Source organism: Brevibacterium sp. CFH 10365, assembly GCF_009299785.1.
Classification (GTDB): Bacteria; Actinomycetota; Actinomycetes; order Actinomycetales; family Brevibacteriaceae; genus Brevibacterium; species Brevibacterium limosum.
This window is the reverse complement of sequence record NZ_VIGO01000002.1, coordinates 165804-180646: the sequence shown is the minus strand read 5'-3', so window position 1 is coordinate 180646 and position 14843 is coordinate 165804. Positions and strand designations below refer to the sequence as shown.

At 65.8% G+C, this 14843-nt stretch carries 15 protein-coding genes and 1 tRNA gene; 6 read left to right on the top strand and 10 right to left on the bottom strand.

The window, feature by feature from the left end:
- Positions 1-39: 39 nt before the first annotated feature.
- From mshC to FHG09_RS04065, 3 genes are read right to left on the bottom strand one after another with little or no spacing between them, the layout of a single operon-like run.
- Entirely contained in the window at positions 40-1299 is a 1260-nt protein-coding gene (mshC, locus tag FHG09_RS04075; protein ID WP_152346430.1) for a cysteine--1-D-myo-inosityl 2-amino-2-deoxy-alpha-D-glucopyranoside ligase, read from the bottom strand.
- 60 nt (positions 1300-1359) lie between these two features.
- Positions 1360-2160 carry an SCO1664 family protein gene (locus tag FHG09_RS04070; protein ID WP_227492535.1) on the bottom strand — a complete coding sequence of 267 codons (801 nt, stop codon included), beginning with the start codon at positions 2158-2160 and terminating at the stop codon, positions 1360-1362.
- Between the two features lie 18 nt (positions 2161-2178).
- Positions 2179-2742: a DUF3090 family protein gene (locus FHG09_RS04065; protein WP_152346428.1), complete on the bottom strand. Its 564-nt coding sequence runs from the start codon at positions 2740-2742 to the stop codon at positions 2179-2181.
- 57 nt (positions 2743-2799) lie between these two features.
- Between FHG09_RS04065 and FHG09_RS04060 the strand changes: the two genes are divergently transcribed.
- Positions 2800-3060 carry a hypothetical protein gene (locus tag FHG09_RS04060; RefSeq protein WP_152346427.1) on the top strand — a complete coding sequence of 87 codons (261 nt, stop codon included), beginning with the start codon at positions 2800-2802 and terminating at the stop codon, positions 3058-3060.
- Positions 3061-3108: 48 nt separating this feature from the next.
- Here the strand turns inward: FHG09_RS04060 and FHG09_RS04055 are convergent, their stop codons facing one another.
- Positions 3109-4023, bottom strand: coding sequence for an aldo/keto reductase (locus FHG09_RS04055; RefSeq protein ID WP_152346426.1), 915 nt, complete (start codon positions 4021-4023; stop codon positions 3109-3111).
- Positions 4024-4092: 69 nt separating this feature from the next.
- On the opposite strand from FHG09_RS04055, the gene FHG09_RS04050 reads away from it, so the two are divergent.
- Positions 4093-4929 carry an undecaprenyl-diphosphate phosphatase gene (locus tag FHG09_RS04050; protein ID WP_152346425.1) on the top strand — a complete coding sequence of 279 codons (837 nt, stop codon included), beginning with the start codon at positions 4093-4095 and terminating at the stop codon, positions 4927-4929.
- Between the two features lie 59 nt (positions 4930-4988).
- Here FHG09_RS04050 and FHG09_RS04045 read toward each other — a convergent pair whose 3' ends face one another.
- Positions 4989-5702: a histidine phosphatase family protein gene (locus FHG09_RS04045; RefSeq protein ID WP_152346424.1), complete on the bottom strand. Its 714-nt coding sequence runs from the start codon at positions 5700-5702 to the stop codon at positions 4989-4991.
- Positions 5703-5760: 58 nt separating this feature from the next.
- Here FHG09_RS04045 and FHG09_RS04040 point away from each other — a divergent pair, with 58 nt between their 5' ends.
- Positions 5761-5943, top strand: a complete 183-nt coding sequence (locus FHG09_RS04040) for a DUF5703 family protein (protein ID WP_152346423.1) — start codon at positions 5761-5763, stop codon at positions 5941-5943.
- 4 nt (positions 5944-5947) lie between these two features.
- Positions 5948-6922, top strand: a complete 975-nt coding sequence (locus tag FHG09_RS04035) for a DMT family transporter (protein ID WP_152346422.1) — start codon at positions 5948-5950, stop codon at positions 6920-6922.
- Here the strand turns inward: FHG09_RS04035 and FHG09_RS04030 are convergent.
- The 5 genes from FHG09_RS04030 to FHG09_RS04010 form a co-directional block, all read right to left on the bottom strand.
- Positions 6876-8183, bottom strand: a complete 1308-nt coding sequence (locus FHG09_RS04030; RefSeq protein ID WP_152346421.1) for a M20/M25/M40 family metallo-hydrolase — start codon at positions 8181-8183, stop codon at positions 6876-6878. The genes FHG09_RS04035 and FHG09_RS04030 overlap by 47 nt on opposite strands.
- 238 nt (positions 8184-8421) lie before the next feature.
- Positions 8422-8509: transfer RNA gene (locus FHG09_RS04025), tRNA-Leu, on the bottom strand.
- Between the two features lie 81 nt (positions 8510-8590).
- The gene (locus tag FHG09_RS04020; RefSeq protein WP_152346420.1) at positions 8591-9445 is read right to left on the bottom strand and encodes a MaoC family dehydratase; all 855 of its coding nucleotides are present in this window, start codon (positions 9443-9445) and stop codon (positions 8591-8593) included.
- Entirely contained in the window at positions 9442-10794 is a 1353-nt protein-coding gene (locus tag FHG09_RS04015; RefSeq protein ID WP_152346419.1) for a 3-oxoacyl-ACP reductase, read from the bottom strand. Before FHG09_RS04015 ends, FHG09_RS04020 begins: the two co-directional genes overlap by 4 nt.
- Positions 10791-12080 carry an acetyl-CoA C-acetyltransferase gene (locus FHG09_RS04010; RefSeq protein WP_152346418.1) on the bottom strand — a complete coding sequence of 430 codons (1290 nt, stop codon included), beginning with the start codon at positions 12078-12080 and terminating at the stop codon, positions 10791-10793. Before FHG09_RS04010 ends, FHG09_RS04015 begins: the two co-directional genes overlap by 4 nt.
- 58 nt (positions 12081-12138) lie before the next feature.
- Here FHG09_RS04010 and FHG09_RS04005 point away from each other — a divergent pair, with 58 nt between their 5' ends.
- Both FHG09_RS04005 and FHG09_RS04000 read left to right on the top strand, forming a co-directional pair.
- Entirely contained in the window at positions 12139-12750 is a 612-nt protein-coding gene (locus tag FHG09_RS04005) for a TetR/AcrR family transcriptional regulator (protein WP_152346417.1), read from the top strand.
- A complete protein-coding gene (locus tag FHG09_RS04000) occupies positions 12747-14786 on the top strand; it encodes an acyl-CoA dehydrogenase (RefSeq protein ID WP_152346416.1) in 2040 nt (679 codons plus the stop codon). Before FHG09_RS04005 ends, FHG09_RS04000 begins: the two co-directional genes overlap by 4 nt.
- Positions 14787-14843 lie beyond the last annotated feature (57 nt).

Here is a 14843-nt window from a genome sequence, read left to right as displayed (position 1 = left end):
ACGGGCATCCGGCGCTCAGACAGTGAGCGTCGATCGATGTCAGTCGAGGAGGCGGATGCCCAACAGGGCGTCGACGGCGTCGGCGACTCGGTCGCCGCTGAGAGCCGCAGTCTCCGACGGCTCGGAGTCCGCATAGTGTTCGGCCCATTCGTCGAGGATCCCCAGGGCACGTGGGCTGTCGAGGTCATCGGTGAGTGCTTCGCGCAGCAGGCCGATGATGTGCTCGCGCAGGCCTTCACGACATTCTGACTCGCACTTGGCGGCATGCCTCCAGGCTTGGAGGCGCGCATCTGCGATGGAGAGCTGCTCCTCGGTGAAGCTCCAGTCGCTGCGGTAGTGGTTGGACAGGATCACAGTGCGGATGACCATGGGGTCGACTCCGCGCTCACGCAGCTTCGAGACGAGGACGAGATTGCCCTTGGACTTGCTCATCTTCTCGCCGTCGAGGCCGACCATCCCGGTGTGCATGTAGGTCTTCGCCATCGGCGTGTCCCGCCAGGCTGCGGCATGTGCGGCGCTCATCTCATGGTGCGGGAAGATGAGGTCGCTGCCGCCTCCCTGCACATCGACGGGGAATCCGACGTACTTATCGGCGATGACGGTGCATTCGACATGCCAACCCGGGCGCCCCCGCCCCAGTGAGCCTCCGTCCCAGGAGGGTTCGCCTTCGCGTTCGGCTCGCCACAGCAGCGGGTCGATGGGGTTCTCCTTGCCCGCGGTCTCCGGATCTCCGCCGCGTTCGGCCGAGAGTGCGGCCATGGTCTCGGCATCATCGTGGCTGACGGTGCCGAAGGGCGGAGTGATCTGGGTCGACACTCGGTAGTAGACGTCACCGTTGTCGAGTGTGTAGGCGGCCCCCTTGTCCACGAGATCGCGGACGCCGGCGGCGATCTCGTCGACCGATTCGACGACGCCGATGAAGCTGTCCGGCGGGATCACCCGCAGGGCGTCCATGTCTTCGCGGAAGAGCTGGATCTGGGAGGAGGCGAGTTCGCGCCAGTCGACTCCCGTGGCGTCGGCCCTCTCCAGCAGCGGGTCGTCGACATCAGTGGTGTTCTGTGCGTAGACGACGTCCAGCCCGGCATCCCGCCAGATCCGGTTGAGCAGGTCGAAGGCCACATAGGTGGCGGCATGACCGAGATGCGTCGCATCGTAGGGGGTGATCCCGCAGACATAGAGACGAGCGGTCTGCTCGGATCCGCGCAGTCGGCGCGGGCTGCGGGTGCTCGTGTCGAAGACCGTGGGCACTTTGCCGGTGCTGGTCAGACGGGGCAGTTGAGGTTCGGGCCATGACTTCACGGCAACCAGCCTAACCGAGAGGTCGGCGTTCGGCACTTCCGACGCGAAGTGATGCGCGTTTCAGATCGGCGGCCAGGGAATGACGGTCCGATCGGCAGATGCTTCGGGGAAGAACTCGGCGGCGAGAAGCCGGTTCGCCCGGTGCCTCAGCGCCTGCAGCTCGTCTGCCGACAGACAGTCGCTCAGCTGTGCCCGCAGTGCCTCGTCCATTGCGGCGACCTCCTCGAGCGCCTCGATCTCTTCGGCATGGAACGAGGCGCGAGAGAAACCCCACAGCACGGTCCGCAGCTTCTCCTCATCGTGGAAGGTCAGACCGTTGTCGATGCCGAAGACGCCTTTATCGGCCGCGGCAGTGCTCGGCAGGCAGCAGCCGGAGATGACATGACCGGCTTTGCGATCGGCGTTGTTGGCGAGGAGGTCGAAGAAGGCCACGGCCCGCAGACCCTCATCGACCGCATGGGAGAGTACGAGGTCACGACCGTCTTCGGTGCGCAGAGCGAAGATCGGCGTGTGATCGACGGGGATCGCGTCGACCGCCGACAGGGTCACGGCTTCGTCATCGTCGGAAGCTTCGACATAGGCCTGCAGCGATCCGCGGCCGGCGGGCAGATCGTCTCGCAGCACCGTCGGCGGGACCACTCCCAGATCGAGTGCGGCAGACAGACGGTAGGCCGCGACTTCGCGCAGGGCCAGTGTCTCCAATGGGAAGTCGGTGAGCGGGCGTTCGCCCGAGATCGGCTTGTACACGGCCTTGATCGCCCGGCCCTCGTGGTCGAGCACGAGCAGTCGGGTGTCGTTGCTGGCGCGTGGGATCGAACCCATCTCCGTCCAGTCCCCCGCTTCCAAAGCGTCGAGGAGCATCCCGTGGTCCATCACTGATCAGGCGCGCGGGATCCCGTTGGCACGGGGGCACAGGTGACCGTCGGGTTCGAGCGGGAGGGAGCAGAACGGGCAGTCACCGCGTCCGGCGCTGACGACCTGTTCGCCGCGGCGGGCGAACTCCCGTGCGGCTGCGGCGTCGAGGACGATGCGCAGGACTTCGCGTTCGACTTCGTCGTCATCGGGGTCGGCGGAGGTTCCGGCCTGGGCGTCCGCCTCGGTGAGTTCGAAGCACTCGATGACGAGCTCATGCTTGACGGTGTCCCAGCCCAGGCTCATCGTGCCGACGCGGAATTCCGGTTCGATGGGCACGTTGAGCCCGGCATTGTCGATGAGATCGTCGAGTGCCGTCTGCGGCACCCGGGCGGCGGGGTCCTTGATCATGACCATGTCGAGCAGTTCGGTGACCCGATCGGAGAGGATCTCGACCTGCTCCTTCTCGACGACCACGGTCGTGAGCGCGTTGCCGGACTTCGCTTGGAGGAGGAACGTCCTCTCGCCGGGAAGTCCGATTGTGCCGACGACGAAACGATCGGGTGTGGGGTGGTCGTACAGAGCTGCCATGTCTTCAGCCTAGTTCAAAGACTTACATGTCGGTCCGGCCTGGGATACATTTGAGTCATGAGCACAGATCCTCGTGAGGCCCTGGACGCATTCCTCGAAGCAGTGAGAGAGCACTACGCTGCATCCGCACACCGCAACGGTGACCAAGACCCCCGAGTCGAAGCCGCTTATATGGCTTTGGCCGATGCCTTCGAAATCTACGAAGACGCGATCTACACAGCGTTCGACGAAGTCACCCCGTTCGAGCTCTTCGATGATGTCGAGGATGCCAAGGACGATGACGAGTTCGTCCTCGACGACGATGACGAGGACGACTGAACGACTCGTTCGCGCTCAGCGTCACTGCGTGCTCGGCGCCACTGCGCTCTAGGCCGACGGACTCCAGGAGATCTGATCGAGCACCTCGGCGATCTCCCGCGCCAGTTCGACATCGCTGCCGGTGACCTCCGCCAGCTGCGCCGGGGTTCGGGGCGAGACCAGAGTGCTGGCGATTCCGTGCTGCCGGTTGAAGGCCAGTGCGATATCCGTCGTCGACACGCCCAGAGCGGTCGCTGCACGGCGGACCCCGGCGAGCACCCGGTTCGACCGGTCGTCGAGGTAGGCACCGGCGTATTCGCTCAGCTCCCCCGCCAGTCGCGAATCCTGCGGGGTGGCGTTGCGGTATTTGTCGGTGAGCACACCGCGGCCCAGTCCGGCTCCGGCGATGAGTGAGACTCCGGCATAGTCGGCAGCGGGGATGAGTTCTGCCTCGGCTTCGCGGTTGAGCAGGGAGTATTCGGCGACGGCACAGGCGACCGGGACCCCGGCTCCGCGCATCTCCGCCAGCTGCCATCCGGTGTGATGGGACACGCCGATGTAGCGGATCTTTCCGAGGGTGAGCAGTGTCTCGACCGCCGAAGCGGTCTCGACGCGGTCGACCTCGGAATCGAAGACATCGAGGACCAGTACGTCGACGTGATCTCGTCCCACCGTGCGCAGCAGCGAATCGACCTGGCTGAGGATTCTGGAGCGCCCCAGTCCGACCTCGATGTGGTCGGGCTCACTCATGGACACGCCCACTCGGGCAAGCAGCAGAATCTCTTCGGGAAGTCTCAGCTGCCCGAGCACCTCAGCGGCGATCGTGGCCGAGCTGGGCAGCTCGATGAGGTTGCCACCTGCGTCTTCGAACTCATCGACGAGGCGCTGAGCGACCTGGTCATCGACCCGGTGTCCCCACTCGAAGGTCCCGAGACCCACATCGCTGACTTCCAAACCGGTGGTGCCGAGTCGTTGGTGCTTCATGCTTCTTGAGGTTACCCGATGCGGCGACTACCGTGGTTTCGTTCCCACCTCATATTCTCAAGGAGTCGTATGTACGACTGGCTGGTCGCTGCTGTGCTCGGAATCGTGCAGGCACTCACCGAGTTCCTCCCGATCTCCTCTTCGGCGCATGTGCGCATCGTCGGCGAACTCATGCTGCCCGGTGACGACCCCGGTGCGTTCTTCACCGCCATCATCCAGATCGGCACCGAGGCGGCCGTCGTCGTCTACTTCTGGCGCGATATCGTCACGATCATCTCGAAATGGTGCAAGGCACTCGTCGGCAAGCATGATCGCAGGGATCCCGAGGTGCGCCTGGGCTGGCTCATCATCATCGGTTCGATCCCCATCGTCATCATCGGTCTGCTCTTCCAGGACTACATCGAAGGCGCCCTGCGCAGCCTGTGGATCACCGCCACGATGCTCATCGTCTTCGGCCTCATCATCGGCGTCGCCGACTGGGCCGGGAAGCGCGAACGCACCCTCGAGGACATGAACTGGGGTCAGGGCATCCTGTTCGGCTTCGCTCAGGCACTGGCCGTCATCCCCGGCGTGTCACGGTCGGGCGGCACGATCATGGCCGGGCGTTTCATGGGCTTCGACCGTCCTTCCGCGGCCCGCTACTCGTTCCTGCTGGCCATTCCCGCAGTCGTCGGTTCGGGCCTCTACGGCGTGGCGCAGACCCTCGGTCGCAGCGAGGACATGGTGCTCGGTTGGGGGCCGACGATCCTCGCCACGGTCATCTCGTTCGCTCTCGGCCTCGTCGTCATCCACTGGTTCCTCAGATACGTGCAGACGAAGTCCTTCGCCGTCTTCGTCTGGTACCGCGTGGCCGTGGGCATCGTCCTCTACATCCTGCTCGGCACGGGAGTCCTCGCCGCCGTCTGAGTCGCCGCACCTCCGCACACCGACATCCTGATCCCGGCATTCGCTCTCGAGTGCCGGGATCAGCGCATTCCGCCCCCGCCGACGGCGGCCGACTGCGCGAGTCCGGCGGCGGTCACCGACATCGCCGCGAGCACCGGTTCGGCACCGGAGTGATCGATGACCGTGAACGATCCGGGGGCGACGCTCAGACGCTGGAAGTCATCGAGCGGCATTCCCAGCGCATCGGCGATGATCGCTTTGATGATGTCCCCGTGGGAGACGACCATCGCCCACCGAGGCGGCACCGGCTTCCCAGCGTCGGCCACCGGTTCCGCGGTGGCCCCGCCCTCAGCATCGGCACGCTCCTCCTCACGCAGCTGAGCCACGAGCTCTCGGACACGGGCCGTGGAACGATCGGCCGCCTCGGCGATGGATTCCCCTCCGGGGAACCGGGCCTGCGATGCCGACTTCACCACGGTCTTCCACAGGGGCTCCTCCCCCAGTTCTGTGAGCGCTCGTCCCGTCCATTCGCCGTAGTCGAGTTCGATGATGTCCTCATCGACGTCGATGTGCTCGAATTCGGCCGCCTCTGTCGCGATCGTCGCGGTCTGTTCGCAGCGCTGCAGCGGCGAATGCAGCAGGTGGGCGAAGTGCCGGTGCGGCAGCAGCCGCAGGTTGGCTCGCAGCGCACGGACCCCCTCGTCGGTGAGGGACACGCCGGGGGCGCGTCCGGCCAGGATTCCGGAGACATTGGCGCTGGAGAGGCCGTGCCGCAGCAGAACGATGACGGGCATACCGTCAAGATTAGCCCAGATCGTCTAGGGTGAGGCTATGAAACGTCAGCGTCCACGTATGACCTACGAGTTCCGGAAGGTCTCGTTCTCCAAGGATGTGCCGCGGTCGGTCAGCCTGCAGGAACTCAACGACCAGGCGGAATACGGCCAGTGGGAACTCGCCCGCACCCGCATCTCGGTCGGCGGAGTCCGCACCGTATGGCTGCGCCGGAAGATCATGCCGCTGACGTTGAGCAGCTGATCGCTTGAGATCGTCCTCGCTCGTCCCCGTCGTCACCGCTGGGCTCGTCACGATCGTCGCGGGAGCGGCGATGTCTCTGCAGGGGCGCGCGAACGGTCTGCTCGGGCAGGTGCTCGGCCACGCCGTCTTCGCCGCGCTCATCTCGTTCCTCGTCGGGCTTCTCTGTGTCGGCATCGCCCTCGTCGTCTCGGCTCGATCCCGAGCCGCCTCCCGACGCCTGTTCGCTCTCCTGCGCGAACGCAGGCTGCCCTGGTGGATGCTCCTCGGGGGCTTGAGCGGCGGGCTCGTCGTCATCGCCCAGGCCACGACGATTCCCCTGATGGGCGTAGCGATGTTCACGATGGCGTTCGTCTCCGGTCAGGTCACCGGCGGACTCATCGTCGACTCCACCGAGCTGCCGCCGGGAGGCCGACAGCGCCTCAACGCGCTGCGCATCCTCGGTGTGCTCATCGTGCTCGCCTCCCTGGCCTACGCCGCCGGTGACCGCCTGCAGTCGGGGATTCCGCTGTGGGCTCCCCTGCTTCCGTTCGTCTCCGGAGCACTGACGAGTGTGCAGCAGGCATTCAACGGCCATATCCGAGCCGCCACCGAATCGGCGGTGGTCGCGACGACGGTGAACTTCACGGTCGGTTTCGCGGCGCTCATCATCGGCACGGCCGCCCTGCTCGTCTCGGGTGTTCCGTGGCAGGGCCTCCCGACCGCACCCGATCAGTGGTGGATCCTCCTCGGCGGGGCTTTCGGCGTGGTCTTCATCGCCCTGACCACGGTGACCGTGGCGAGGCTGGGCGTGCTGCTGCTCAGCCTGTTCGCCCTCTTCGGCAACCTCGTCGGGGCGCTGGCACTCGATGTGCTGCTGCCGATCCCGGGCTCCGTGGTCACTGCGACCACGGTGCTCAGCGCTGTCGGAGTGCTCATCGGGATCGTCGTGACTGCTATGCCCTCATCAGGAAGTCCCCGAGAACCCGCGCCCCGAACCTGAGTGCCGAGATCGGCACTCTCTCGTCGACTCCGTGGAACATGGCCGGGAAGTCGAGGTCGCCGGTGAGCTGGAGCGGGGCGAAGCCGTAGCCGGTGATGCCGAGTTCGGCCATCGACTTGTTGTCCGTACCGCCGGAGAGCGTGTAGGGCAGAACTTTCGCGCTCGGGTCGTCGGCAAGCAGACTCTTCTGCATCTGCGCGACCAGCGGGGTGTCGAAAGGGGACTCGAGTGCCTCACCCTCGTCTTCGGCGCTGATATCGATGCCCTCCCCCGCGAGCTCCTTGATCGTGAGCATGACGTCCTCGTGCCGGCCGGGCAGTGTGCGACAGTCGACGTAGGCGGTCGCTGTGCCGGGGATGACATTGTGCTTGTAACCGGCTTCGAGGAATGACGGGTTCGATGTGTTCTGCAGGGTCGGTGCCACGAACTTCTCGACCGAACCGAGTTCGGCGAGCAGCTGCGGAATCGTCTCTGCCCGGAACTCGATTCCCGTCATCTCGGAGACGCCTTCGAGGAGCTTCCGTGTGGCCGAGGGGATCTCCTGCGGCCATGGATGGCTGCCGATGCGCGTGATCGCGGCCGCGAGACGCGTGACGGGGTTGTCGTCATTGCGCTGAGATCCGTGTCCGGCGGTGCCGTGGGCGACGAGGTTGAGCCAGGCCAGGCCCTTCTCCGCGGTCTGGATGAGGTAGACGCGCTGCCCGCGGATGTCGACGGAGTAGCCGCCGACTTCCGAGATCGCCTCGGAGGCTCCGGAGAAGAGGTCGGGACGATTGCGCACCATATGGCGGGCGCCGAAGTTGCCTCCGGCCTCTTCGTCGGCGAAGAAGGCGATGATGAGGTCGCGGCGAGGCGTGAGCCCCTGGCGCAGCATGGCGCGGATGGAGGCGACGATCATCGCGTCCATGTTCTTCATATCCACTGCGCCGCGGCCCCACAGCAGGCCGTCTTTGACGACACCTGCGAAGGGGTCGACGCTCCAGTCCTCCGCTGCGGCGGGAACGACGTCGGTGTGGCCGTGGACGACGAGCGCCGGAGCCTCCGGATCGGAGCCTCTGACGCGGGCGACGAGGTTGGCCCTCCCCGGAGAGGATTCGACGATCTCGGACTTCAGGTCGGCCTCGGCGAGCCAGGAGGCGATGAGTTCGGCCGCCGGAAGCTCCGGGTTGGCTCTGTTCCCGCCCCAGTTCTGGGTGTCGATGCGGATGAGCTGACGGCACAGTTCGGTGACTTCGTCCTCTGCGGCGCTGAAATCAAACACGGGGACTCCCCTCGATGGTGGGTGGATCACGCGGCAGTGCTGTGATCGGCCTGACAGCTACCACCGTATCCCACCGGCGGGCGCGGCTCACTGTCCAAATGGTGTGTATCAGCGGGTCAGAAGTTCATACGTGGTGATCTGGATGAGTGCGTATGATCTTTCGACCCGCGGAAGCCCCAATGACCCCCGAAGACGGAGATGGCCTCCGGATCGAAATCCGGAGGCCATCTCCTCGTTGTGCGCGAAGGGGGACTTGAACCCCCACGCCCGATAAGTTGGGCACTAGCACCTCAAGCTAGCGCGTCTACCAATTCCGCCACTCGCGCTGGCAACAGATATAACTCTACATGCGCGAAACGGTGTCGCAAAATCGAAATCGGCTTTTGTGACGCACTTTACTTTTCTGCTCATCGTTCGAGGTGTGCCACCTGCGAGAGCACGTGCGGCTTACCTGACTTCAGGTCGAAGACGGCCGACTGCGCGGCCTCGTGACGCCGTCCTTCGGTCAGCGCATAGCCGACCGTGCCGGGCAGCAGAATCGGCTTCGCGAACGACACGTCCCACCGGTAGGACTCGAGTCGGGGATCCATTGCCGAGAACGCCCGAGAGGCGCTGTACATCCCGTGGGCGATCTGCCGGGGGAACCCGAATCCCTTCGCGGCGAGTCCGTTGAGGTGGATCGGGTTGTAGTCGCCGGAGACCTTCGCATAGCGCTGACCGATGATCGGATCCAGACGCCACACAGCACTCGGCTGTGGTGCCGCGAACTCGAGGTGCGGCACCTGTGCCTTCGGCTTCGCTCCGGACAGCTTGCGCCCCTTGGCCAGGTACGTCGAGACCTCCTCCATCACGGGACGCCCGTCGACCTTCGCCTCGAGTCGAATCTCGATCGTCGTACCCTTCGTGTGCTCGAAGGGCCCGGCGAGTTCGAGGTGGAAGTCGACGACCTCGCCGAGGCGGGCCTGCGAATGCATGTCCACGCGGTTGTGGATGTGGACCATCCCCATCATCGGCAGCGGGACCTCGGGGTCGGCCAGCAGCTGCATGCTCAGTGGGAAGCCGAGGATGTGCAGGTAGCCGGGGTGGACGATATCGTCCAGACGTTGGCCGACGACATGGGCGAAGCCCGCATAGGCGACCGGTTCGAGCGGAATGCTGCGATCGATCGCATGGTCCGGCAGCTCCGGGCTGGTGCGCGGTCCCACCGGGAGGGTCTTGAGCAGGGCCCGGGCGTAGACGGGAAGCATCGAATCCGCCATCATGCACCCACCATGTTCTGACCGCACACGCGCAGGGTCTGCCCGTTGATTCCGCGGGCACCGCTTGATGCGAGGAAGCCGATGGCTTCGGCGACGTCGATCGGCTGGCCGCCCTGCTGCAGGCTCGAGAGTCGGCGCGCGACCTGACGGGTCAGCGTCGGCATCTTCGCGGTCATATCCGTTTCGATGAACCCGGGTGCGACCGCGTTGATCGCTCCCCCACGAGCCGCGAAGTCCTCCGCTGAGGCGGCTGTGAGTCCGATGACTCCGGCCTTCGAGGTCGCGTAGTTCGTCTGTCCGCGGTTGCCGGCGATTCCCGAGGTCGAGGCCAGGGAGATGACCTGGGCGCCCTCGGCGAAGAGGCCCTTCTCTGCCAGGCGGGCATTGATCATCGTCTGCGCGGCGATATTGACGGCGATGACCGAATCCCATTTGGCGGCGTCCATGTTCGCCAGCATCTTGTCGCGGGTGATCCCGGCATTGTGGACGAGGACGTCCACGGGGGCTCCGAGCGCCTCGGTGATCTTGTCCGGAGCGTCGGCCGCGGTGATGTCGAGCTGCAGCGACTTCCCGCCGATCCTGTTCATCACCTGTGCCAGCGCCTGACCGGCCTGCGGCATGTCCACCCCGATGACATAAGCGCCGTCACGGGCGAGGTTCTCGGCGATCGCGGCCCCGATTCCGCGGGCGGCGCCGGTGACCACGGCGGTGCGACCGGCCAGCGGCCCGGCGTCACCGGTGGACATGAACGCGTCCAGACTCAGGCGCTGCCCGGCGTCCGAGGACACCGTGAGGAACTGGCCGGAGACATAAGCGGATTTTCCTGACAGCAGGAACCACAGGGCCGCGGCCACCGACGGCGCGGTGAGGTCGACTCCGTCGAGGAGGATGCCGTTGGCGGTGGCACCGGCCCGCATCTCGTGGGCGACCGACCGGGTGAAGCCGGTGATGCCCTGAGTGGCGGCGGCCTGCTCCGGTGTCTGGTTCCCGGCATCCGGTGCCGTCGAAATCGTGATCACGCGACCGCAGGTCGTCAGCGATCGGAGGGCGGCGCCGACTTCGAGGACGATGGGCGAGAGCTCTGCCGGGGACTGCGCATCGTCGAGGACGGCGATGATCGCCCGCAGCTTCTCACCGGTCTGAGCGTTGCGGCGGACCTCGAGACCGTTCTCGAGAAGCAGATCGGCCAGGCCCTGGGCCCCGGGACCCGTGCCGAGGACGAGGACCGGCTTGCTCTCATACGAGGCCGGGGTGGATCCGAAGCGGTTGAGTTCGACCGGCTGCGGCAGACCGAGGGTCTTCGCGACCTGCTTCAGCGGTCCGTTGACGAGGGAGAGATAGGTGTCTTTCATGCTGCCTCCACGATCGCGGTGAGTCCCTGGCCGCCTGCAGCGCAGATCGAGACCAGGGAGCGCTTCTTCCCGGTGGTCTTCAGGTACTTGGCGGTGGTGGCGATGATGCGTCCGCCGGTGGCGGCGAAGGGGTGACCGGCCGCGAGGCTCGAACCCAGCGGGTTGAGCTTGTCGCGGTCGATGGTGCCCAGAGCCGCGTCGAGTCCGACCTTGTCCTTGCAGAATTCCTCGGACTCCCAGGCCGCGAGGTGCGAGAGCACGGTCGAGGCGAAGGCTTCATGGATCTCGAAGACGTCGAAGTCATCGAAGGTCAGACCGTTGCGGGCCAGCAGACGTGGGACCGCATAGGCCGGAGCCATGAGCAGGCCCTCGGCCCCGTCGACGAAGTCCACGGCCGCGGCTTCGGCGTCGACGAGGCGTGCCAGCGGGGTGAATCCGTGGTCGGCGGCCCACTCCTCGCTGCCCAGCAGCACCGAGGAGGCGCCGTCGGTGAGCGGAGTCGAGTTGCCGGCGGTCATGGTCGCCTCCGCGGACAGCTTCTTTCCGAAGACGGGGCTGAGCTTCGCGAGGGATTCTGCGGTCGAGTCGGCACGCATGTTGGTGTCCCGGCTGACCCCTAGGTACGGGGTGGTGAGATCGTCGAAGAATCCCGACTCCCATGCCGCGGCGAGGTTCTGGTGCGAGGCCGCAGCGAGCTCGTCCTGAGCCTGGCGGGTGATCCCCCAGGCGGCGGTGGTGATCGCCTGGTGCTCACCCATGCTCAGACCGGTGCGCGGTTCCCCCGTGCTCGGGGCCTGCGGTGCGAGGTAGGCGGGGCGGATCTGGGAGGCGATCTTCGCCTTCTGCACCATCGTCTTCGCGCGGGTGAGTTCGAGGAGGATCTCGCGCATCGAATCGTTGATGACGATCGGAGCGTCGGACGTCGAATCCACGCCCGAGGCGATTCCGGAGTCGATCTGTCCGGCGTTGATCTTGTTGTTCAGGCTGACCACGGCCTCCAGGCCGGTGGCGCAGGCCTGACCGAGATCGAAGGCGGGGGTCGTCGGTGCCAGTGCGGAGCCGAGCACGGCCTCGCGGGTGAGATTGAAGTCCTTCGAATGCTTGAGGACAGCGCCACCGGCGACTTCGCCGATGTTCTCGCCGGCCAGTCCGAAGCGGGCGACGAGCCCGTCGATGGCCGAGGTGAGCATATCGAGGTTGGTGGCCTTCGCGTACTGCTTGTTCGAGCGGGCGAAGGGAATTCGGTTGCCGCCGAGGATGACGGCGCGGGTGGTGGGAGCGGACATGTGCACCTCCGAGTGGTTGATTTAGCTGGTACCGACAGTACCTGATACTGTCTGTTACATGAAATCGATCACAGACGGTCGCTCGACGAGGTGGCAGAAGCACCGCGACGAGCGTCGTCGCGAACTTCTGCGGGCCGTGCGACTCGTCGTCGACGAACACGGCGATGACATGTCGATGGATCAGATATCGGAGGCTTCGGGTACGACGAAGTCAGTGCTCTATCGGTACTTCACCGACCGGGCGGGCCTCCAAGCGGCCATGGGCGAATGGGCGATGGGCGTCATCGTCCGGTCTCTCGATGATGCCGCGGCCGCCTCGGGGAAGGTCAACGGCGCCCCCGACGGGGAGGAGTCCTTGGCCGCGATGATCCGGGCCTTCGTCACCCTCGCCGCGAACTCGCCGAACGTCTATCGCTTCTGCGACACCGCGGTCAACCGGTTCGCGCCCGAGGAGACCGGCGGTTTCTTCAATTCGATCGCCGCACTGCTGGCCGAACGTCTCGACCTCGACGGCGAGCAGGCTCAACTGTGGTCGGCCGGGGCGATCGGGTTCGTCCGCGCCGCCACCGAGACCTGGCTGTCCCGACCGGAACGGCCCGAGGAATTCGCCACCACGATCACTCACTGGCTCTGGGCAACCCTGCCCGAACAACGAGGAGTAGAACTATGAAGCTGTCTCTTGACCCGCACGCCATCAACGACGTCCTGGACGGACACTGGGCAGAGGCTCGCCGTCGCGGGCGGACACTCGCCGAGGAGCCGTCGACGCACGATGACCCGGCCGATGATCTCGAAACCGCACGGGCGAAGACCCTCGACGGGGTCGCAATGATGGCGGCGACCGGACTGCCGCTGACCGGCCTGGCCCCGGAGATGGGAGGGAAGAACGAACACGCCACGAATGTCGCCGGGTTCGAGGAGACCGTCACGGCCAACCCCAGCCTGCAGATCAAGGCGGGCGTCCAGTTCGGGCTCTTCGGCGGCGCGATCCTCCACCTCGGCGACGCCGAGCAGCAGAGGAAGTGGCTGCTCGACGCTCAGGAAGGACGGCTGTTGGGTTCGTTCGCGATGACGGAGATCGGACACGGCTCCGATGTCGCGAACGTGGCGACCACCGCCACCTACGATGACGCGACCGAAGAGTTCGTCATCGTCACTCCCTTCCGCGCCGCGACGAAGGAGTACATCGGCAACGCCGCCCGCGATGCCCGAGCCGCCGTCGTCTTCGCCCAGCTCGTCACCCAGGGCGTCAACCACGGAGTGCACGCCTTCTTCGTACCCATCCGCGACGCGGCCGGTGAGCCGATGCCGGGAATCTCGATCGAAGACGACGGATACAAGGGCGGACTCAAGGGCGTCGACAACGGTCGCATCGCCTTCGACTCGGTGCGGATCCCGCGCACCAATCTGCTCAACCGCTATGGGAACGTCACCGCAGACGGTACGTACTCCTCCCCCATCGAGTCGCCCGGACGCCGCTTCTTCACGATGCTCGGCACCCTGGTCCAGGGCCGGGTGTCCCTCGACGGAGCCTCGGTCGTCGCGTCCAAGCTCGCGCTCGACATCGCAGTGCGCTACGGCCTCGAGCGCAAGCAGTTCACGGCAGGTGACGACTTCGCCGAGACCACGCTGCTCGACTATGGACAGCATCAGCGTCGTCTGATGCCGGCCCTGGCCGCGGTATATGCTTCGACGTTTGCGCACGAGAAGCTGCTGACATCGTTCGAAGAGGTCTTCTCCGGTGCCGATGACTCCGAGGAGAACCGAGCGCTGCTCGAGACTCGGGCGGCGGCGTTCAAGGCCGATTCGACGTGGATGGCTCTCGACGTCATCCAGGAATGCCGCGAAGCCTGCGGCGGTGCCGGATTCATGGCAGAGAACCGGCTCGTGGGACTGCGCGCCGACCTCGACGTCTATGTCACCTTCGAAGGCGACAACACGGTGCTGCTGCAGCTCGCGGCCAAGCGCCTCCTCGGCGACTATGCGAAGGAATTCGCGCATCTCGACGTCGGCGGTGCCGCCCGCTATATCGGCACTCAGGCCGCCGAGCACACTCTCTACCGCACGGGTCTGGCCAATGCGGGGCGGGCGATCTCTGATGTGCTGACCCCGAACCTCGGCGACAAGCGGATCCGGTCCGGTCGACTGCAGCGCACCCTGCTCGAGACTCGTCTCGAGGTCATGGTCGCCGGTGTCGCTCAGGCTCTGCGCCCGGCGACGAAGATGCCGGCCGCTCAGGCAGCCGATCTGTTCAACGTCCACCAGCACGAACTCATCGAGATGGCACGCGCCTATGTCGAACTCGAGAAGTGGAAGGCCCTGGACGAGAAGATGAAGGAGCAGACCGAGGCCGATCAGGCCAAGGTCTTCCGTCGGCTGCGTGATACCTACGGTCTCGGACTCATCGAGAAGCACATGGCCTGGCACCTCATGTACGGTCGTCTGCCGATGTCGCGTGCACGCCAGATCAACGAGACGCTCAACCGCCTGTGCGCGAAGCTCGCGGCCAACGCCCTCGACCTCGTCGAGGCATTCGGCTACTCGGACATCCACCGCCGGGCCACGATCTCCACCGGTGTCGAGGCCGAACGACAAGCCGAGGCCGCCGACTACTACCGACGGGCACGCGCCCGCCAGGACTTCCCGGTCGACGAGAAGCAGCTGCGCAAGGCCGCGAAGAAGAAGGCGAAGGCCGGCGCGAAGTGACCGCAGCCTGAAGCAGGCACACCGGAAGACCCCCGCAGCGAACGGTCTGCGGGGGTC